Genomic DNA, 18,115 nt, shown 5'->3' with positions numbered 1-18,115 from the left:
TGCCCCGCCGGACAGGACATCATGTCCATTCGAGCCGGATATCGAACGGACGGGGTTCTGGTGGAGACGACGGGCACGCGGCGGTCCCTGGCGTGGCTGGTGGGCGTCTGGGGCCTGACCAGGACGGCCCTGCTGCTGTTCGTGTTCAAGGTGTACGTCTTCCCCGGCCCGGACGTCACCAGCGACGTGTCGGTCATCTACCACGACTGGTACGAGGTGCTGCGCACCGGCACCTTCCCGCTGGACGACGTCACCTGGCAGTACCCGCCCGCCGCCGCCCTCGCGGTCCTGGCGCCCGCATTGGTCTTCTGGCTGGACTACACCTCGGCGTTCTTCGTCCTCGCCTTCTGCGCGGACCTCGTGGTCCTGCTGCTCCTGCTGTACGCCGGGCTGCGCCCGGGCCGCCTGGTCCGCGGGGCCTGGGTGTGGGTGGTGGGCGTGCCGCTGCTCGGGCCGACGGTGTACGCGCGCTACGACGTGATCGTGACCGCCGTCGCCGTGGCCGCGCTGCTGGCCGGCGCCCGGCGCCCGGCGCTGATGGGCGCACTGACGGCGTTCGGGGCGATGCTCAAGGTGTGGCCGGTGCTGCTGCTGGTGGCGGCCCGCCGGCGGGGGGCGTGGCTGTGGGCGGCGCTGACCGCGGGCGCCCTCGCGACGGCGTTCGCCGTCGCCATGCCCGGCGCGTTCGCGTTCCTGACGTTCCAGCGCGACCGGGGCACCGAGGTCGAGTCGCTGGGCGGGCTGGTCCTCCATGTGGCCCGGCAGCACGGCTGGGACGGCCAGGTCCTGCTGAACTACGGCTCGGTGGAGTTCCTCGGCCCGTACGTCGACGCCGTCAGCTCGGCCGCTCTCGCCCTGAGCGTCCTCGCGTTCGGCTGGCTGTCGCTGTGGCGGCTGCGGGCACGCCGGTTCGCGCCGCACACGCTCGCCGACGCCGCGTTCGTGGCGGTGCTGATGTTCACCACGACCAGCCGGGTGATCAGCCCGCAGTACCTGGTGTGGCTGGTCGGTCTCGCCGCCGTCTGCCTGTGCTTCCGCGGCAGCCCCATGCGCCTCCCCGTCTCCCTGGTGCTCGCCGCGTGCCTGGCGACGGTGCTGGAGTTCCCGGTGTGGTTCGCGCACGTCGTGGCGAGCGACGCCCTCGGCGTCACCCTGCTGTTCGTCCGCAACGGCCTGCTGGTCGCCGCCACCGTGCTGGCGGCCCGCGCGCTGTGGCGCTCCACGACCGGGGGTCCCGCCCCGCTCCCGGTGCCGCGGCCGGCGGAACGCGCCCGGGAGACGTCCCCGCCCTCCTGACACCGGCCGCCCCGGCTCAGCCGAACTCGGCGCGCAGAGAGGCCCGCCACTCCTCGGTGAACCGCTCCGCCGAGGTGCCGAGCACGTCCTCCAGGGCGTCCGCCACCGCGCCCGCGCGGCCGTCGTGCGCGCCGACGGCCCGGTAGAACGCGGCGAGCCGGTCCTCGCCCCAGCGCCCGGCGATCATCCGGCAGGCCATCCAGCCGCTCTCGTACGCCTGCGCGAGGCGCCCGGCCTCGCCGGTGAAGCCGAAGTCCGCGTCGGCCGGGAGCGCGGCGGGCACCCGTCCCTCGCGCACCGCGCGCGCCAGCTCGGGCGCCGCCTCGGCCGGGGTGCGGGCGCCGCCCAGGTAGCCGATCCAGTCGGCGTAGCCCTCCGAGAGCCACAGCGGGGTCGCGCGGGTGGTGTGGGCGCGGGTGGCGACGTGGGTGGTCTCGTGGGTGAGGACGACCTGCCGGCCGAGGTCGCCGAGGACGCCGTAGGCGTCCGGGTTGACGATGATCCGGTCCGCCGGGGCCTCGGCCGGGGCGTCGGTCTCCCCGGTGGTGACGGCGGCGATCCCCCGGTAGGACGACTCGGGCGAGCCGAGCAGCGCCGCCATGCCGGTCAGGGACTTCGGGACGAGGACGACGACGTGCCCGGACCAGTCGCTGTCCCAGGCCCGTGACACGGCGGGCACCGCGCGGTCCGCGAGCCGCGCGAATCCGCGCAGGTCGTCCTCGGACCTGCCGACGCCCAGGACGAGGCTGTGGTCGCCGCGGACGGCCTCGACCGGGCCCTGGTCCCACAGCTGCTCGGCGGAGCCCTCGGCGGGCCGGTCCGTCTTCACGTACCAGGCGCCGTCGGCGTCCCGGCCGAGGGCGAGGGTGCGGCCGGCGGTGACGGGCGCCCGGTCGTAGCCCTCGACGCGGTAGCGCAGCTCGGCCTCGGCCACCGCCTCGTCGCCGTCCCGGCGCAGCCCGGTGACGCGGTAGGACCAGTCGGCGAGGGGCACCTCGCGCAGATGCGCGGACCAGCCGCTCGCGCCGGTGCGCAGATACGCCGTGCGGTCGTGGTGGAGCAGTGCGGCGGCACGCCGGTCCAGGAGCCGCTGCACCTCCGCGCGGGTGCCGTCGGCGCCGGGCCGCCCGCCGCAGCCGACGAGCCCGGCGAGCAGCAGGCAGAGGGCGACGACGACCCGTGTTCCCGGCATCCGCCCGCGACCAGACATTTCCCGATCGTACGGCGGGGCGGGCGCGGAGGTCAGACCCTGGTGACCGTCGCCCCGGGGATCATGCCCACCGGGTCGTAGCGCACGGGCGCCCCCGGGTAGGGGGCGTGGATCACCTGGCCGTTGCCCATGTACATCCCGACGTGGCTGGCGTCGGAGCGGTAGGTGACGATGTCGCCGGGCCGGGCCTCGGAGAGCGGGACCTGCCTTCCGGCGTACCGCTGGCCCTGCGAGGTGCGCGGCAGACCGACGCCGGCCTGGGCGTAGGACCACTGGATCAGGCCCGAGCAGTCGAAGCCGGACGGCCCGTTGGCGCCCCACACGTAGGGGCGGCCGAGGGCGGACTGGGCGGCGGCGACGGCGGCGGCCGCCCGGCCGGAGGCGGGCAGGGCGTCGCCGAAGCCGGGCAGTTCGGTTCGGCCGGAGCGGGAGGCCCGGTCGTAGGCGGCGCGGTCGGCGGCCGTCAGGGAGTTGAGGAGCCGGCGCGCCTGGGTGAGCTTCCGCTCGACGGTGCGCTTGTGCGTGGCGACGGCCTGGCGGCTCTTGTCGAGCTCGGCGAGTTTCCCGGCCGCCTCGGAGCGCTCCTGGGCGAGTTCGCGCATGGCGTCCTGGAGCTCCTTGAGCTCGCCCGCGTGGTGGGCGCTGATCCGGGCGAGGGTGGCGGCCCGGTCGAGGTAGTCGCCCGGGTCGTCGGCGAGCAGCAGGGCGAGGGACGGGTCGATGCCGCCCGAGCGGTACTGGGCGCCGGCCAGCGAACCGAGCGCGTCCCGCTTGGAGTTGATGTCCTGCTGCTGGCGGGCGATGCGGTCCTGGGCGCTCCTGACCTCGGTGCGCAGCTTCTCGGCGCGTTCCTCGGCCCGGTTGTACGCCTCGGTGGCCTTCTCGGCCTTCGTGTAGAGGCGGTCCACCTCGGCCCGGGTGTCGTCGTGCGGCGCGGCGACCGCCGGTACGGCGCCGAGGGCGGCGGCCGCTGCGGACAGGACGCACAGCGCTGCGCCGGCGCCCCGGTCGAACCCGGGTGATTCAAGGCGACGATGGGACCCCACGGGAAGCCGCGCTCCTTCCGCTGGCGGACAACGACTGCTCCCCCGGCGTCGGGGGAAACGCGGCAGACAGTAGCTCCGTGAGAGGGGCGGCCACCAACGGCCGTCGCGGGCACACACCGTGACGCCCCGCCTCTGACGCAGGTCATCGGCGGGGCGCGGGGTCAGGCGGTGGTGCCGTAATTCGCCCGATCGGGCGGCACTCCATGTTGATCTTGCGGGGTGCTCCGGGTCAGATCCGGACGCCGAACTGGAACGGCATGTTGTTGATCGACTCGTAGCGCACGACCGTGCCGGAGCGCGGGGCGTGCAGGATCTGGCCGTTGCCCGCGTAGAAGCCGACGTGGTGCTGGTCGCCGTAGAAGATGACCAGGTCGCCGACCTTGAGCTGGGACTGGCTGTAGATCTTGGTGCCGTAGTTGGCCTGCGCCTGCGAGGTGCGCGGGATGCCGACGCCGGCCTGGGCGAAGGCCCAGGAGGTCAGGCCCGAGCAGTCGAAGGAGGACGGGCCGGAGGCGCCGTAGACGTAGGGCGAGCCGATCTTGCTCTGGGCGGCCTGGAAGGCGGCCATGGCGCGGCCCGTGCCGGGGGCGGTGTTGCCGAGGTCCACGCGGTCGGAGGCGGAGCGGCTGGCGCGGGCGTCCTCGGCGGCGAGGGCGGCCTTCTCGGCGGCGGTGAGGCTGTTGAGCAGCTTCTGCGCCTCGCCCAGCTTGGCCTGGACTTCCTTCTTCTTCTTGCCCAGCTCGGTGCGGGTGGAGGAGAGGTCCTTGAGCTTGTCCGCGGCCTCGGCGCGCTGCTGCGCCAGCTCGCGCTGCTTCTCCTGGATCTTCTTCAGCGACTCGACCTGCTGAGCGCTCAGCTGGTCCATCGTGGACGCCTTGTCCAGGTAGTCGTCCGGGTCGGCCGACAGGAACAGCTGGACGGAGGAGTCGATGCTGCCGGTGCGGTACTGCGCGGCGGCGGCGAGACCCATGGCGTCGCGGAGCTCGTTCAGGTCCTCCTGGCCCCGGGCGACGTTGTCCTGGATCGTGGAGATCTCCTTCTGGAGCTTCTCCTGCTTCTCCTTGGCCCCGTTGTACTTCTCGGTGGCCTGCTCGGCCTGCTCGTAGAGGGCGTCGACCTTCGCCTTGACCTCGTCCTTGCTGGGCTTCTCGCTGGGTGCCGCGTTGGCCGCCTGGGAACTGATGGCCACGGCGGCGGCTGCCGCGGTGGTGAGCACGGTCACACGTGCACGGCTGGGCTGCTTGGGTCGACGGTGGGACGCCACGGAGGTGAACTCCTTCTTCTGAGTGATCACCCGCTCGGAGGTTCGAGCCCAGACCCTAGTGACCCTCTTGTGATCAGATCAAATCCTCACCGGAAAAATCTCACCCCAGCCGTCATTCTTTACACACAACTCACAGGTCGTCACGCGAGATTGACGCTGGGTGGCGCGATCGCCCCGCCAATTCGGGCATAGTGCCTGTACGTTGGCGCTTCAGGACAGGCGCTTGAGAAGTACCGCAGATGCCACGGGGCGCGCGCCGGCGCGTGCGACCCCGTCCGCCACCTCGCGGTCCGTCGAGGCGACGATGACCGGCCGGCCGGGCGGCTCGGCGCGGACGAGCTGACGGATCAGCTCGTCGGCCGTCACCCCCGGCTTGGAGAACAGCACCCGCACGCCGCGCGGCGGTGCCAGCAGCACCGGCGCGGCCAGTTCGGCCCCGTCGAAGACACAGGTCACCTCGGCGCCGGTCTGCGCGGCGAGCTGCGAGAGCTGGCCGAGGAGCCGCAGGCGCTGCTTCTCCAGCGGCATCTGCGGATAGCCGGTCTTGGTGACGTTGTAGCCGTCGACCACCAAGTGCGCCTGCGGCAGGGCGAGTAGCTGGTCGAGGATGGCCGGGTCGTGCTCGGACAGCGCCCGCGCGGCGATGTCCTTCGGGGACATCCGGCCCGGCTCGACGGCGTCCACGGTCTCGGCGGGCCGCACCGACACCGGCGGCAGCGCCAGCTCGCGCCGAAGTCCCTGGGTGGCGTCCAGCAGGGTGTCCAGGAGCAGCCGTACGCGCATGTCCTCCACGCTGCGCCCCTCGCGGGCGGCGCGGCGGGTGGCCTCCAGGGCCGCCTCGGACTCCGCGAGCCGCGCCTTGAGCCGCCGGGTCTCGCTCTCGGCCGCCGACACCTGGGTGTTCCCCTCGGCCCGTACGGCCTCGGTCTCGACCTGGGCCTTGCGCAGGGCCGCCTCGCCGCGCTTGACGTCGCTGAGGGCCGAGCGCAGCTTGCGGTGCAGGGACTCGGCCTCCTTCTTCGCCGCGTCCAGCTCCGCGCGCAGCCGCTCGGTCTCGTGCCGGGTGTGCTCGCGGGCCTGCGCCAGCTCCTCGCGCAGCCGCTCCAGCTCGGCACGGCTCTCCTCGCCGGCCCGCTCGGCGTCGGCCCGCTGGGCCTCCTCACCGGCCGCGGTGACCAGCTTGACCCAGCCCGCGGGCCGCAGCACATAGGCCGCGGCCGCCACGTCGAGCGGGTCCGCGGCCGCGGGCGCCGAGCCGGCGTCGAGGGCGCCGGTGAGCTCCGGCTGGGCCTCTCTGAGCTTCTCCCCGATCCGCTGGCGGAACAGCGGATCGGTCTCCAGCGCGGCCGCCATCGCGTTCCCCGCGAACTTGGCCCGGCGGTTCGGCGCGAATCTGGCGTACTGCCGCAGCTGCGCGGGCAGTTCGCCCACGGTCAGTCCGCCGAACCCGTCGGACACGATCTGCACGACCCTGCGGCGCACACCGTCGGGCAGCGGACGGTCGAGCACCTCAGCGGCGCCGTCGTCCGGCCCCCCGCCTTGTGTCTCCACCATCCGTCACCCCAATACGTGTGCGGTGCCGTCCCTGTCAGGAATCGGCGCCCGGCCTGTCCACGAGCTCCACCTTGTCCACCGCGTTGCACCAGCGGCAGCGGACCGCCTCGATCGTCTCACTGAGCACCTCGCGCTCCTCGACCTTGGGCTCGCCGGCCAGATCGAGGTGGACGTACTCGACGACCTTGGACGAACGCGTCACGTCGAAGCGGGTGAGGTTGCCGCAGAGAGTGCAGCGCCACCGCGTCGTCTCGGTGGGCAGGGGAACCGTCATCGTGACCGCGCTCTTTCCTTCTAGGCCTTCTATTGTCCGCCACGCCCCGGGCTGGCGGGGCGTGTGGCTCGTAACCCTACGGCCTGGCGGGTACTCGCCGCCCGCCCGTCCGCGGCGGCGAGGCGGTCTGCGGGAGTGCGTCCCGTTACGTCATGCTCTGTATTCATGATCCGCACCTGGCGCCCGGCGCGCTCCCCGGCCCGGTCCGGCACCGCGGCCCGCAGGCCGTCGGCGCCGGTGACGCACACACTGATCGTCCTGTGCGCCGCGCTGTTCCTGGCCGGGCCGGCGGCCGGCCTCAATCCGGCGTTCGGCGCCGGCGAGGAGCTGCTCGCCGCGCAGCGGGCCTACTTCCACCGCTGGGGCGTGGTGCCTGCGGACCTCTTCGCGGGCACGCCCCGGGCGGCGCTCACCCCGGTCACGGCCCTCTTCGTGCACGGCAGCTGGGTGCACCTGCTCGGCAACATGCTCTTCCTCTACGTGTTCGGCGCGATGACCGAGGAGCGGATGGGCCGGGTGCAGTTCACGCTGTTCTGCCTGGGCTGCGGTTATCTGGCCCTGCTGGGCTACGCGGCCGCGAACGACGACTCCACCCAGCCTCTGGTCGGCGCCTCCGGGGCGATCTCGGCGGTCCTCGGCGCGTTCCTCTTCCTGTTCCCCACGGCACGGGTGACAAGCCTGCTGCCGTTCCTGCTCTTCCTACCGCTGCGCTTCCCCGCCTGGATCGTGCTGCCCTTCTGGGTGGCCGTCCAGTGGGTCGCGGCCGGCCGGGCGGGACCGGGGCCGGGGGTGGCGTACCTGGCGCATCTGGTGGGCTTCGGCCTGGGCTTCGGCTACGCGTGGGCGCGCTTCGGGCGGCGCACTAGAGTGAGGAGCACCCGAGCTCCGGCCCCCGAGGGAGAGAACAAGCCGTGATCACCGCGATCGTCCTCATCAAGACCAGCGTGGACCGGATCCCCGAGATCGCCGAGCAGATCGCGTCGCTGGACAGCGTCAGCGAGGTCTTCTCGGTCACCGGCACCTACGACCTGATCGCGATGGTGCGGGTGAAGCGGCACGAGGACCTGGCGGAGGTCATCCCGGGCCGGATCAGCAAGATCCCCGGCGTCGAGGGCACGGACACCCACGTCGCCTTCCGCACCTACTCCCAGCACGACCTGGAGGCCGCGTTCGCCATCGGCCTCGACAGCTGAGACGGCGTTTCCCGGCGGCGCCGGCCGTGCCGGCGCGCCGCCGGGCGCGGGCCGCTCAGGCCGAGGTGTCGGGCACGCAACGGCCGTTCTCGGTCCGGTAGTTCCACCGGGCGCCGTCCGTCACCAGTTCCCGCACGGCCGTCACGAACCGCTCGACGTGCTCGTCCGGCGTCCCGGCGCCGAAGCTGACCCGGATCGCGTTGAGGGACTTCTCGCCCGGCGCCGCCTCCGGGGCACCGCACTCCCCCTGGGTCTGCGGGTCGCTGCCCAGCAGGGTCCGCACCAGCGGGTGGGCGCAGAACAGTCCGTCGCGGACCCCGATGCCGTACTCCGCGGACAGGGCGGCCGCGAAGTGGGAGCTGTTCCAGCCCTCCACGACGAAGGAGATCACACCGACGCGCGGGGCGTCGTCGCCGAACAGCGACAGCACGCGGACCTCGGGCACCTCGGCGAGGCCGGCCCGCACCTTCTCGATCAGGTACCGCTCCCGGGCGACCAGGCCGTCGAAGCCGGCCTCGGTGAGGGCCTTGCAGGCGGAGGCGACGGCGTAGGCGCCGATGACGTTCGGGGAGCCGGCCTCGTGGCGGGCGGCGCCGTCGTGCCACTCGACGTCGAGTCCCCCGTCCTCGCGCCGGGTCACCGTGCGGCTGGCGCCGCCGCCCGCGAGGTACGGCTCCGCCGCGTGCAGCCAGTCGGAGCGGCCCGCGAGGACGCCGGAGCCGAACGGGGCGTACAGCTTGTGCCCGGAGAAGGCGACCCAGTCGACGTCCAGGTCGCGGACGCTCACCGGGTGGTGCGGGGCGAGCTGCGCGGCGTCCAGCACGATCCGGGCGCCGTGCGCGTGCGCGGCCGCCGCCAGCTCCCGTACGGGCCACAGCTCGCCGGTGACGTTGGAGGCGCCGGTGACGCAGACCAGGGCCGGGCCGTGGGGGTCGCGGTCGGCCAGGGCGCGCTCCAGGGTCCGCACGGCCTCGCCGGGGGTGCGGGGCGCGTCGAGGAAGGTGACGCCGGCGTCGCGCCACGGCAGCAGGGAGGCGTGGTGCTCGGTCTCGAAGACGAAGACGTGGCAGCCGGCCGGGAGGGCGGCGGCGAGCAGGTTGAGCGAGTCGGTGGTGGAGCGGGTGAAGACGACCTGGTCGTCGTCGCGGCAGCCGAGGAACTCGGCGACGGTCCGGCGGGCGTTCTCGAACAGGTCGGTGGAGAGCTGCGAGAGGTACCCGGCGCCCCGGTGGACGCTGCCGTAGTACGGCGCGTAGGCGGCCACGTCGTCCCAGACCCGCTGCAGGGCGGGGGCGCTGGCGGCGTAGTCGAGGGCGGCGTAGGTGACCTCGCCACCGGTGACGAGCGGGACGGTGACATCGCCGCCCAGAACGGGCAGCGGGGCACAGATGTCCTGGACGGAGGCAGCGCTGGAGACAGACATGACGGAACTCCGTGAGAGAAAGAGTGAAGGTGAAGAAGGGTGTGCGGAGGCGGGGCTCGGCGGCCCTATCGCATTCGCTTGCTCACGGAGGACTCCTCGACGACCAGGATCCCTGGAATCGTGAGGGATCCGCGCTTGCCGCAGACCTCGCTGCCTGCGGCCTGGTCTTCACCCGGGGCACCCCGCCACGGACGGAGGGTTGCCGGACAGTCGGCCGGGGCCTCATGACTGTCACTCATGACCTGGTACGGGAAAGTACGCGAGATGATCGTCGTCCCGCAACCCGTGTCCGGATCGCGGGACGGCACTCGTTCGTCAGGCGTTGCTGGCGGCCACCCAGCGCTCCAGCGTCCGCTTGGCCGCGCCGGAGTCGATGGACTCGGCGGCCTTCGCCATGCCGAGCCGGATCTGCTCGGTGAGCGGGGCGTCCGCGGGGTCCAGCGCGACCAGCGCGGCGGCCGAGTTGAGCAGGACGGCGTCCCGGACGGGCCCGGTCTCCCCGTCCAGCAGCCGCCGGGCGACCTCCGCGTTGTAGGAGGCGTCGGCGCCGCGCAGGGCCTCCACCGGCACCAGTTCGATGCCGATGTCCCGCGGGTCGAAGCTCTCCTCGCGGACCACGCCGTCGCGTACCACCCACACGCGTGAGGTGGCCGTCGTCGTCAGCTCGTCGAGGCCGTCGTCGCCGCGGAACACCAGCGCGGACGAGCCCCGCTCGGCGAGGACACCCGCGATCAGCCCCGCCATGCGGGTGTCGAAGCAGCCGACGGCCGAGGCGCCGACGCGGGCCGGGTTGGTCAGCGGGCCGAGCAGGTTGAACGAGGTCGGGATGCCCAGGTCCCGGCGTACCCCGCCGACGAACCGCATCGAGGGGTGGAACTTGGCGGCGAAGCAGAAGGTGATCCCGGCCTCGTCGACCACCCGGGCCACCCCTTCGGGCGACAGGTCCAGGTTGATCCCCAGCTTCTCCAGCACGTCGGAGGAGCCGCTCGCCGAGGAGGAGGCGCGGTTGCCGTGCTTGACGACCTTGGCGCCGGCCCCGGCGATCACGACGGCGGACATCGTGGAGATGTTGACCGTCCTGGCCCGGTCGCCCCCGGTGCCGACGATGTCCACGGCGGGCCCCGGGATGTCCAGCGGCTGCGCGTGCGCGTACATCGCCTCGACCAGGCCGTTGATCTCCTCGACCGTCTCGCCCTTGGCGCGCAGGGCGACCATGAACCCGGCGATCTGCGCGTCGGAGGCCTCGCCGCTCATGAACCGGTCCATCGCCCAGGCGGTGTCGGCGGCGCTCAGATCCCGGCCGGCCAGCAGGGCGCTCAGGACCTCGGGCCAGGAACGGCCCGCCGCGGTGTCGCCTCCAGCGGGGGTCACAGCGCTCATAAGCCGCTCCAGGGTCAGGTGTCCCGCACTTCGGGACATCGGTCTCAACGAGGTCCACCCTATCCAGGCGCCGGACACGGAGAGGGGCCCCGTCCGAAGACCGGACGGGGCCCCTCTGCGTGTGTGGCGGTGCAGCGATCAGTGGTGGCCGTGGCCGCTCGTGATCTCCTTGTACTCGTCGACGGTCGGCTTGGGGATCTGGCCGTCCGGGCCGTAGTACGACTTGCTGAGCTTGGCGCGCAGCTTCTCGGACGCCTTCACCTTGCGCTCGACGCCGTTCTCGTCGACCGCCGGGCCGATCTCGGCCGGCTTGTACTGCTCGTGCGCGGTGAGCGTGTACATCGCGTCCTGGCTGAGCGGCTCGTGGATCTCGATGTACTCACCGTGCGGCAGGCGCTTGATGATGCCCGACTCGCGGCCGTGCAGCACCTTGTCCTTGTCCCGGCGCTGGAGGCCGAGGCAGATGCGCTTGGTGATGATGAACGCGAGGACCGGTCCGACGAAGAAGCTGATCCGGACGAACCAGGTGACCGCGTTGATCGACAGGTGGAAGTGGGTGGCCCACAGGTCGTTGCCACCGCCGACCAGCCCGATCATGTACACCGTGATCCAGGCGACGCCGAACGCGGTGCGCGTCGGGGCGTTGCGCGGGCGGTCCAGGATGTGGTGCTCGCGCTTGTCGCCGGTGACCCAGGCCTCGATGAACGGGTAGACCGCGATCGCCGCGAGGACCACGCCGAAGAGCACCAGCGGGATGAACACGCCGAGGACCAGCGTGTGACCCCACAGGTTGATCTCCCAGCCCGGCATGTAGCGGACCAGACCCTCGGCGAAGCCCATGTACCAGTCGGGCTGGGCGCCGGTGGAGACCATGTCCGGACGGTAGGGGCCGATGGCCCACACCGGGTTGATCTGCGCGATGGCCGCGATGACCGCGATGACACCGAAGACCAGGAAGAAGAAGCCTCCGGCCTTGGCCATGTAGACCGGCAGCAGCGGCATGCCGACGACGTTCTTGTTGGTCTTTCCGGGGCCCGCGAACTGCGTGTGCTTGTGGTAGAAGACCAGGATCAGGTGGCCGACGACCAGGCCGAGCATGATGCCCGGCAGCAGCAGGATGTGGATCGAGTAGAACCGGGCCACGAAGTCGACGCCCGGGAACTCACCGCCGAAGAGGAAGAACGAGATGTACGTGCCGACGATCGGCATGGACAGGATCGCGCCCTCGGTGAAGCGGACACCGGTGCCGGAGAGCAGGTCGTCCGGGAGCGAGTAGCCGGTGAAACCGGTGAACATGCCCAGGACGAACAGCAGGAAGCCGAACAGCCAGTTGATCTCACGCGGCTTGCGGAACGCGCCCGTGAAGAACACGCGCATCATGTGCACGAACATGCCGGCGAGGAAGATCAGCGCCGCCCAGTGGTGGATCTGCCGGATGAGCAGACCGCCGCGCACGTCGAAGGAGATGTGCAGCGTGGAGCTGAACGCCTCGCTCATCAGCTGGCCCTGCAGCGGGACGTAGCTGCCGTGGTACTCCACCTCGTTCATCGACGGGTGGAAGAACAGCGTCAGGTACACACCCGTGAGGATGATGATGATGAAGCTGTAGAGGCAGACCTCACCCAGCATGAACGACCAGTGGTCGGGGAAGATCTTGCGCATGTTGGCCTTGGCCAGGGAGTAGATCCCCAGACGGCCGTCGGCCCAGTCGGCGACGCGTTCGCCGGCCGGCGCCTTCCCGCGAGCGCGGGACTCGTTGGTCTCTGAAGTGCTCATCCGCGCTCCCAGAATGCAGGACCGACGGGCTCCGTGAAGTCGCCGAGCGCCTCGAGGTAGCCCTCGTCGTTCACACCGATGCGCAGCTGCGGCAGGGGGTGACCGGCCGGGCCGAAGATGACCTTGGCGCCGTCGGAGAGGTCGAAGGTGGACTGGTGGCAGGGGCAGAGCGCGTGGTGCGTCTGCTGTTCGTACAGGGAGATCGGGCAGCCGACGTGGGTGCAGATCTTCGAGTACGCCACGATGCCCTGGTAGGACCAGTCGAGTTCGTGCTTGTCCTTGATGTCGTCCGGCTGGAGCCGGATGATCATCAGGGCCGCCTTGGCGATCTCGTTCTGGAAATCGTGGTCGTGCTCCTCCAGGCCCTCGGGCTTGGCGAAGGTCAGCGAACCGACCGCGACGTCCTCGGGACGCAGCGGCTCGTTCGTGTTCATGTTGACGAGCAGCTTGCCCTTGGACCACAGCGTGTGGCGCAGCTTGGTGCCGGGCAGCGGGCCGAGGTCGCGCAGCAGCACGACGCCGGAGAGCGGGAACAGGGCCAGCGCGCCGAACATCGTGTTGCGGATCAGCTTGCGGCGGCCCAGCGCCGACTCCTTGGCGCCCTGCTTGAAGTCGGCCATGACCTTGGCCTTGACGTCGGGGTCGGCGGCGATCGGGTGCCGCTCGTCCGCCACCTCGACGTCGGACATCAGCGTGCGGGCCCAGTGGACCGCGCCGGCGCCGATGCTGAACAGCGCCGCGCCGAGGGTCAGGCCCAGCGCGAAGTTCAGCGCGTTGAGGTGACCGATCGGGAAGACGAAGATCGACTTGTCGTGCGGGATCGCCACGTACGAGGCGATGAAGCCGACGGTGGCCAGCATGGACACCGTGAACAGCAGGGCGACCGTGCGCTCGGACCGCTTGGCGGCCCGCTCGTCGACGTCCTGGATCCGGTGCTCGTGCGGAGGCAGCCCCGGGTCGGCGAAGGGGTGCTTCTCGTCCGCCACCGCTACGTGGGCGCCCTGCTCAGCGGGCAGCTTCTCTTCTGGGATGTCTTGGCTACTCATGACTTCCTGGCCTTTGCGGTCCGAGCTGCGACCCAGATGGCGACCGCGATCAGGGAACCGAGGCCGAAGATCCAGGCGAAGAGGCCCTCGCTGACCGGCCCGAGGCCGCCCAGCTCCAGACCGCCCGGGTTCACCGTCTCGTCACTGTTGACCGCGTGCAGGTACGCGATGATGTCCTTCTTGTTCTGCTCCGACAGGGTGGTGTCGGGGAAGGACGGCATGTTCTGCGGGCCCGTCTGCATGGCCTCGTAGATGTGCTTGGGCTCGACGCCCTCCAGGCTCGGGGCGTACTTGCCCTTCGTCAGGGCGCCGCCCTTGCCGGTGAAGTTGTGGCACTGGGCGCAGTTGTTGCGGAAGAGCTCACCGCCCTTGCCGATGTCCGCGCCCTCGGGGTCGTACTGGTCCTTCGTCGGGACGGACGGACCGGCGCCCAGCGAGGCGACGTACGCCGCGAGCTGGTCGATCTCGGCCTGCGAGTAGATGTTCTTCTTCCGCGGGACCTGGGCGCCCTGGGAGGTGGCGGCCGGCATGCGGCCCGTCGAGACCTGGAAGTCCACGGCGGCCGCGCCGACGCCCACCAGGCTCGGACCGTCGGAGGTGCCCTGACCATTGGTTCCGTGGCAGCTGGCGCAGCCGACGGTGTAGAGCTTCTTGCCCTCCTCGATGGTGAGGGACTGGGCGGATTCCTCGGCCTGCGCCTTGTCCGCGGGCGCGAACACGGCGTACAGCCCCCCCGTGCACGCCAGCGCGAGGAGTAGGACGACGACTGCCGCCAGCGGATGGCGTCGTCGTGCGGAGAGCTTTTTCACGGATTACCCCGGTGTCAGGATCTTCTGCGTCGATGCTTCTGGTAGGTGCGTTGGTGGAACGCGCGCGGGATCGGGCCCGGCTACTTGATCATGTAGATCGTGGCGAAGAGACCGATCCAGACGACATCGACGAAGTGCCAGTAGTAGGACACGACGATCGCAGCGGTCGCCTGTTCGTGCGTGAACCTCCGGGCCGCGTAGGTGCGGCCGAGGACCAGCAGGAAGGCGATGAGACCGCCTGTCACGTGCAGTCCGTGGAAGCCGGTGGTCAGGTAGAACACCGAGCCGTACGGGTCCGACGAGAGCGAGAGGCCCTCGTGCTTGACCAGCTCCGTGTACTCGAACACCTGACCGCCGATGAAGATCGCACCCATGATGAAGGTGACGATGAACCAGCCCCGGAGCTTCTTCACGTCACCGCGCTCGGCGGCGAAGACGCCGAGCTGGCAGGTGAGAGAGGAGAGCACCAGGATCGTGGTGTTCGTCGCCGAGAACGGGAAGTTCAAGGCCTCGGCCTTCTCACTCCAGAACTCGGGTCCCGTCACCGATCGCAGGGTGAAGTACATCGCGAAGAGGGCCGCGAAGAACATCAGCTCGGAACTCAGCCAGATGATGGTTCCGACGCTGGTGAGGTTCGGCCTGTTGACCGACGGGTGCGCGTGCCCGGTTTCTACTGTCGTTGCTGTCGCCACGACCGACATTATGTCGGTCGCTTATCCCGCCCTCACTCCGGGGGGTGCCGTTCGGAGTGTCTTCCCCCTTCATACCGGTGTTGACGTGGTCTTCGAGGGAGTAGCATCCGGCCCAACGGGCCCTGTCCTTACGACGCCGACGTCACGGAGGAACCCATGCAGCCGACCGCCACGGTGCTGGTCTACAGCGACGACTCCAACACCCGCGAGCAGGTGCGGCTCGCCACCGGGCGCCGGCCCGCACCGGACGTGCCGGTGGTGGAGTTCGTGGAGTGCGCGACGCCGGCCGCCGTCGTCAGGGAGCTGGACAAGGGCGGGATCGACGTCTGCGTCCTGGACGGCGAGGCCGTGCCGATGGGCGGCATGGGCGTCTGCCGGCAGATCAAGGACGAGATCTTCGACTGCCCTCCGGTGCTGCTTCTCATGGGACGCCCGCAGGACGCGTGGCTCGCCACCTGGAGCCGCGCCGAGGCGGCCGTGACGCTTCCCGTGGAGCCCGTGGAGTTCGCCCAGGCCCTGGCCTCGCTGCTGCGGGCCAAGCGCCTCCAGAGCGCCTAGGTCGGCACCCGCCAGGGCGGGTCGCACGGGCCCCCGGGCCTCCCGGTCAGACGTTCTGCGGTCTCAGCCTGGCCCGTTCCGCCGGGCTGGGGCCGTCCGGCGTGCCGCCCACGAGGGCGCTGCCGACGCGCCACTTGGGCCAACTGAGGTTCCAGTCGCCGTAGCCGTTGCCGAAGGGCGCCATCATCTCGCCGCCGGAGTTCACCACCTCGACGACGTCGCCTTCCTTGATGGTGTCGTAGAACCAGGCCGCGTTGTCGTTGCTCATGCCCGTGCAGCCGTGGCTGACGTTGGCGTAGCCCTGGGAGCCGGTCGACCAGGGGGCGGCGTGGACGTACTCACCGCTGTTGGTGAGGCGTACCGAGTGATGCACGATCAGGTCGTAGAAGTCGGACGAACCTATGCTCGCGCTGGTCATCCGAACGGTGCCCTCCTTGGCCAGGACGACCTTGACGCCGTTGCGCGTGTCGTAGCCGGGCTTGCCCGTGGTGACCGGGATCTCGCGGATGACCTCGCCGTTGCGGTAGACGGTCATCATGTGCGACGCGGCGTCCGTCACGGCGATGACCCGGTCGCCGATGTCGAGGGTGAGCGGCTTGGACTTCCCGCCCCGCAGGCGGTCGCTGACCCGGATGCCCTCCAGGCTGCTGCGCGCCCGTACGGTGGCGCCGGCCGGCCAGTAGTCCTTGGGCCGGTAGTGGAGTTCCTTGTCGTCGACCCAGTGCCAGGCACCGTCGACGGCGGGTATGGACTCCACCCGCAGGGACCGCTCGACCGTGGCCCGCTGCTCCTTGGTCGTGACCGGTGCGCTCAGCTTCGCCGTGACGGGCTGGCCCACCCCGTACGTGCCGGTCCTGGGGCCGAAGGCCACCGTCAGCTGCTTGTTGCTGGTCTGTCTGCTGGTGTCGAAGGTGACGACCCTGCGCCCGGGGGCGCCGTCCTCGTCCTCCGTGCTCACCCGGACCGTGTAGCGGGCGTCGGCGGCCAGCGGGGACGTGCTGTGCCACCGGGTGCCGTCGGCGGAGAGTTCGCCCGCCACACGACGTCCTGCGGCGTCCTGGGCGACGACGTCGGTGATGCGGCCGTCGGAGTCCTCGGAGGTGATCTCCAGGGGCTTGTCCGGGTCGACCTTCCGGCCGTCGCCTATGGGGCCGTTGAAGGCGATCTGCTCCGCCGCGTCGTACGGCTCGGCGGAGAGCGGGTTGCCGTCGCTGCTGCAGCCTGCGGCACTCGCGCCTATCGCGATCAGCAGCAGCGCGCAGCCTATGACGGTGCTCGTGCGCGGTGTATTGCTCATGGCCTCACGCTAGGAAGCGGGGCGGGGAGCGGCGCGCCGAGTCATGCGTTCGGGTGACGGGGGACGGGACAGAGACGGGAGCCCGGACTCTCCTGACGGAGGGTCCGGGCTCCCGGTGGGACGAGCTCAGGTCACTGGGTGCGGTTCTCACCGCGGTAGTACTCGAAGACCCAGCCCCAGATACCGATGAGGATCATCGGCAGCGAGAAGTACATCAGCCACCAGCCGACCGCGATCGACAAGAACGCGAGAGCGCCACCGATCGCGAGGGAGAGCGGCTGCCAGCTGTGCGGGCTGAAGAACCCGACCTCGCCGGCGTCGTCCGCGACGTCCGCCTCTTTGTCGTCCTGCGCGCCCGCGTCGACCCGCCGGGCGGTGAAGCCCAGGTAGAAGCCGATCATGATCGAGAGACCGAAGGCCAGGAAGAGCGCCGTGGTACCGGCCGGCTCCTTCGACCACACGCCATAGACGATCGCCATGACGAGGATGAAGATGCTCAGCCACATGAACATCCTGCCTTGGATCTTCACTTGCCGGCCTCCTTGCCACCAGCCAGAGCCTTGTCACCGTGAGGCGCGTTCTCGAGCTGGTCGAGTGCGGCGATCTCAGGGTGATGCAGGTCGAACGCCGGGGATTCGGAACGGATCCGCGGCAGGATGATGAAGTTGTGCCGCGGCGGCGGGCAGGACGTCGCCCATTCGAGCGAACGGCCGTAGCCCCACGGGTCGTCGACGCCGACCGGCTTGCCGTACTTGGCCGTCTTCCAGACGTTGTAGAGGAACGGCAGGAGCGACAGGCCGAGCACGAACGAGCTGATCGTCGAGACGGTGTTCAGGGCGGTGAAGCCGTCGGCCGCGAGGTAGTCCGCGTAGCGACGGGGCATGCCCTCGGCACCCAGCCAGTGCTGGACCAGGAAGGTGCCGTGGAAGCCGATGAACAGCGTCCAGAAGGTGATCTTGCCGAGACGCTCGTCGAGCATCTTGCCGGTCATCTTCGGCCACCAGAAGTGGAAGCCGGAGAACATCGCGAAGACGACGGTGCCGAACACCACGTAGTGGAAGTGGGCCACCACGAAGTAGGAGTCGGAGACGTGGAAGTCCATCGGCGGCGAGGCCAGGATGACGCCGGTCAGACCACCGAAGGTGAAGGTGATCAGGAAGCCGACCGCCCAGAGCATCGGTGTCTCGAAGGACAACGAGCCCTTCCACATCGTTCCGATCCAGTTGAAGAACTTCACGCCGGTGGGGACGGCGATGAGGAACGTCATGAAGGAGAAGAACGGCAGCAGCACTCCGCC

Annotated in this window: 18 protein-coding genes and 1 riboswitch; of the genes, 4 read left to right on the top strand and 14 right to left on the bottom strand. The window is 70.6% G+C overall.

Features of this window, described 5'->3' with window-relative positions:
- Positions 1 to 60: 60 nt before the first annotated feature.
- Positions 61 to 1,296 carry a glycosyltransferase 87 family protein gene (locus ABZ899_RS08370; RefSeq protein WP_361343541.1) on the top strand — a complete coding sequence of 412 codons (1,236 nt, stop codon included), beginning with the start codon at positions 61 to 63 and terminating at the stop codon, positions 1,294 to 1,296.
- 16 nt (positions 1,297 to 1,312) lie between these two features.
- Here ABZ899_RS08370 and ABZ899_RS08365 read toward each other — a convergent pair whose 3' ends face one another.
- The 5 genes from ABZ899_RS08365 to ABZ899_RS08345 form a co-directional block, all read right to left on the bottom strand.
- The gene (locus tag ABZ899_RS08365; protein WP_361342585.1) at positions 1,313 to 2,506 is read right to left on the bottom strand and encodes a hypothetical protein; all 1,194 of its coding nucleotides are present in this window, start codon (positions 2,504 to 2,506) and stop codon (positions 1,313 to 1,315) included.
- A gap of 32 nt (positions 2,507 to 2,538) precedes the next feature.
- Complete coding sequence (locus ABZ899_RS08360; RefSeq protein WP_361342582.1) at positions 2,539 to 3,552, bottom strand: NlpC/P60 family protein; 1,014 nt, start codon at positions 3,550 to 3,552, stop codon at positions 2,539 to 2,541.
- 229 nt (positions 3,553 to 3,781) lie between these two features.
- Positions 3,782 to 4,816 (bottom strand): NlpC/P60 family protein, encoded by a 1,035-nt coding sequence (locus tag ABZ899_RS08355; protein ID WP_361343538.1) that lies wholly within the window; start codon positions 4,814 to 4,816, stop codon positions 3,782 to 3,784.
- A gap of 210 nt (positions 4,817 to 5,026) precedes the next feature.
- On the bottom strand, positions 5,027 to 6,370 hold the full coding sequence (locus tag ABZ899_RS08350) for an NYN domain-containing protein (RefSeq protein ID WP_361342579.1): 1,344 nt from the start codon (positions 6,368 to 6,370) through the stop codon (positions 5,027 to 5,029).
- A gap of 34 nt (positions 6,371 to 6,404) precedes the next feature.
- The gene (locus ABZ899_RS08345; protein WP_361342576.1) at positions 6,405 to 6,644 is read right to left on the bottom strand and encodes a hypothetical protein; all 240 of its coding nucleotides are present in this window, start codon (positions 6,642 to 6,644) and stop codon (positions 6,405 to 6,407) included.
- A 165-nt stretch (positions 6,645 to 6,809) separates the two neighbouring features.
- On the opposite strand from ABZ899_RS08345, the gene ABZ899_RS08340 reads away from it, so the two are divergent.
- A complete protein-coding gene (locus tag ABZ899_RS08340; protein WP_361342573.1) occupies positions 6,810 to 7,559 on the top strand; it encodes a rhomboid family intramembrane serine protease in 750 nt (249 codons plus the stop codon).
- On the top strand, positions 7,556 to 7,837 hold the full coding sequence (locus ABZ899_RS08335) for an Lrp/AsnC ligand binding domain-containing protein (RefSeq protein WP_055624522.1): 282 nt from the start codon (positions 7,556 to 7,558) through the stop codon (positions 7,835 to 7,837). Before ABZ899_RS08340 ends, ABZ899_RS08335 begins: the two co-directional genes overlap by 4 nt.
- A gap of 55 nt (positions 7,838 to 7,892) precedes the next feature.
- On the opposite strand, the gene ABZ899_RS08330 is transcribed toward ABZ899_RS08335, so the two are convergent.
- The 6 genes from ABZ899_RS08330 to ABZ899_RS08305 form a co-directional block, all read right to left on the bottom strand.
- Positions 7,893 to 9,260, bottom strand: coding sequence for an aminotransferase class V-fold PLP-dependent enzyme (locus ABZ899_RS08330; protein WP_361342570.1), 1,368 nt, complete (start codon positions 9,258 to 9,260; stop codon positions 7,893 to 7,895).
- A 126-nt stretch (positions 9,261 to 9,386) separates the two neighbouring features.
- Positions 9,387 to 9,503: riboswitch (SAM riboswitch) on the bottom strand.
- Positions 9,504 to 9,575: 72 nt separating this feature from the next.
- Positions 9,576 to 10,640, bottom strand: coding sequence for an anthranilate phosphoribosyltransferase (gene trpD / locus ABZ899_RS08325; protein WP_361342567.1), 1,065 nt, complete (start codon positions 10,638 to 10,640; stop codon positions 9,576 to 9,578).
- A gap of 138 nt (positions 10,641 to 10,778) precedes the next feature.
- Complete coding sequence (locus ABZ899_RS08320) at positions 10,779 to 12,416, bottom strand: cytochrome bc complex cytochrome b subunit (RefSeq protein WP_361342564.1); 1,638 nt, start codon at positions 12,414 to 12,416, stop codon at positions 10,779 to 10,781.
- Positions 12,413 to 13,462 carry a Rieske 2Fe-2S domain-containing protein gene (locus ABZ899_RS08315; protein WP_361342561.1) on the bottom strand — a complete coding sequence of 350 codons (1,050 nt, stop codon included), beginning with the start codon at positions 13,460 to 13,462 and terminating at the stop codon, positions 12,413 to 12,415. The genes ABZ899_RS08320 and ABZ899_RS08315 overlap by 4 nt, the downstream gene beginning before the upstream one ends.
- Entirely contained in the window at positions 13,459 to 14,271 is an 813-nt protein-coding gene (locus tag ABZ899_RS08310) for a c-type cytochrome (RefSeq protein WP_361342558.1), read from the bottom strand. The genes ABZ899_RS08315 and ABZ899_RS08310 overlap by 4 nt, the downstream gene beginning before the upstream one ends.
- Before the next feature lie 80 nt (positions 14,272 to 14,351).
- The gene (locus tag ABZ899_RS08305) at positions 14,352 to 14,972 is read right to left on the bottom strand and encodes a heme-copper oxidase subunit III (RefSeq protein WP_361342556.1); all 621 of its coding nucleotides are present in this window, start codon (positions 14,970 to 14,972) and stop codon (positions 14,352 to 14,354) included.
- 147 nt (positions 14,973 to 15,119) lie between these two features.
- Here ABZ899_RS08305 and ABZ899_RS08300 point away from each other — a divergent pair, with 147 nt between their 5' ends.
- A complete protein-coding gene (locus ABZ899_RS08300) occupies positions 15,120 to 15,521 on the top strand; it encodes a hypothetical protein (protein ID WP_361342553.1) in 402 nt (133 codons plus the stop codon).
- Between the two features lie 46 nt (positions 15,522 to 15,567).
- Here ABZ899_RS08300 and ABZ899_RS08295 read toward each other — a convergent pair whose 3' ends face one another.
- From ABZ899_RS08295 to ABZ899_RS08285, 3 genes are all read right to left on the bottom strand, one after another.
- Complete coding sequence (locus ABZ899_RS08295) at positions 15,568 to 16,818, bottom strand: Ig-like domain-containing protein (RefSeq protein WP_361342551.1); 1,251 nt, start codon at positions 16,816 to 16,818, stop codon at positions 15,568 to 15,570.
- A gap of 131 nt (positions 16,819 to 16,949) precedes the next feature.
- Complete coding sequence (locus ABZ899_RS08290; RefSeq protein ID WP_361342549.1) at positions 16,950 to 17,348, bottom strand: cytochrome c oxidase subunit 4; 399 nt, start codon at positions 17,346 to 17,348, stop codon at positions 16,950 to 16,952.
- The coding region (locus tag ABZ899_RS08285) for a cbb3-type cytochrome c oxidase subunit I (protein WP_361342546.1) at positions 17,345 to 18,115 on the bottom strand (771 nt) is incomplete at its 5' end. The genes ABZ899_RS08285 and ABZ899_RS08290, both read right to left, overlap by 4 nt.

The organism is Streptomyces sp. NPDC046859 (assembly GCF_040645135.1).
In the GTDB taxonomy this organism is placed as follows: domain Bacteria; phylum Actinomycetota; class Actinomycetes; order Streptomycetales; family Streptomycetaceae; genus Streptomyces.
Note: the sequence above shows the minus strand (reverse complement) of the source record. Positions and strands in the feature narration are given on the sequence as shown.

Excerpts from the sequence above, each read along its gene's own strand:
- ABZ899_RS08365 (WP_361342585.1), bottom strand. The coding sequence starts at position 2,506 with ATGTCTGGTCGCGGGCGGATGCCGGGAACACGGGTCGTCGTCGCCCTC.
- ABZ899_RS08350 (WP_361342579.1), bottom strand. The coding sequence starts at position 6,370 with ATGGTGGAGACACAAGGCGGGGGGCCGGACGACGGCGCCGCTGAGGTG.
- ABZ899_RS08345 (WP_361342576.1), bottom strand. The coding sequence starts at position 6,644 with ATGACGGTTCCCCTGCCCACCGAGACGACGCGGTGGCGCTGCACTCTC.
- ABZ899_RS08340 (WP_361342573.1), top strand. The coding sequence starts at position 6,810 with ATGATCCGCACCTGGCGCCCGGCGCGCTCCCCGGCCCGGTCCGGCACC.
- ABZ899_RS08330 (WP_361342570.1), bottom strand. The coding sequence starts at position 9,260 with ATGTCTGTCTCCAGCGCTGCCTCCGTCCAGGACATCTGTGCCCCGCTG.
- trpD (WP_361342567.1), bottom strand. The coding sequence starts at position 10,640 with ATGAGCGCTGTGACCCCCGCTGGAGGCGACACCGCGGCGGGCCGTTCC.
- ABZ899_RS08320 (WP_361342564.1), bottom strand. The coding sequence starts at position 12,416 with ATGAGCACTTCAGAGACCAACGAGTCCCGCGCTCGCGGGAAGGCGCCG.
- ABZ899_RS08315 (WP_361342561.1), bottom strand. The coding sequence starts at position 13,462 with ATGAGTAGCCAAGACATCCCAGAAGAGAAGCTGCCCGCTGAGCAGGGC.
- ABZ899_RS08305 (WP_361342556.1), bottom strand. The coding sequence starts at position 14,972 with ATGTCGGTCGTGGCGACAGCAACGACAGTAGAAACCGGGCACGCGCAC.
- ABZ899_RS08300 (WP_361342553.1), top strand. The coding sequence starts at position 15,120 with ATGCAGCCGACCGCCACGGTGCTGGTCTACAGCGACGACTCCAACACC.
- ABZ899_RS08295 (WP_361342551.1), bottom strand. The coding sequence starts at position 16,818 with ATGAGCAATACACCGCGCACGAGCACCGTCATAGGCTGCGCGCTGCTG.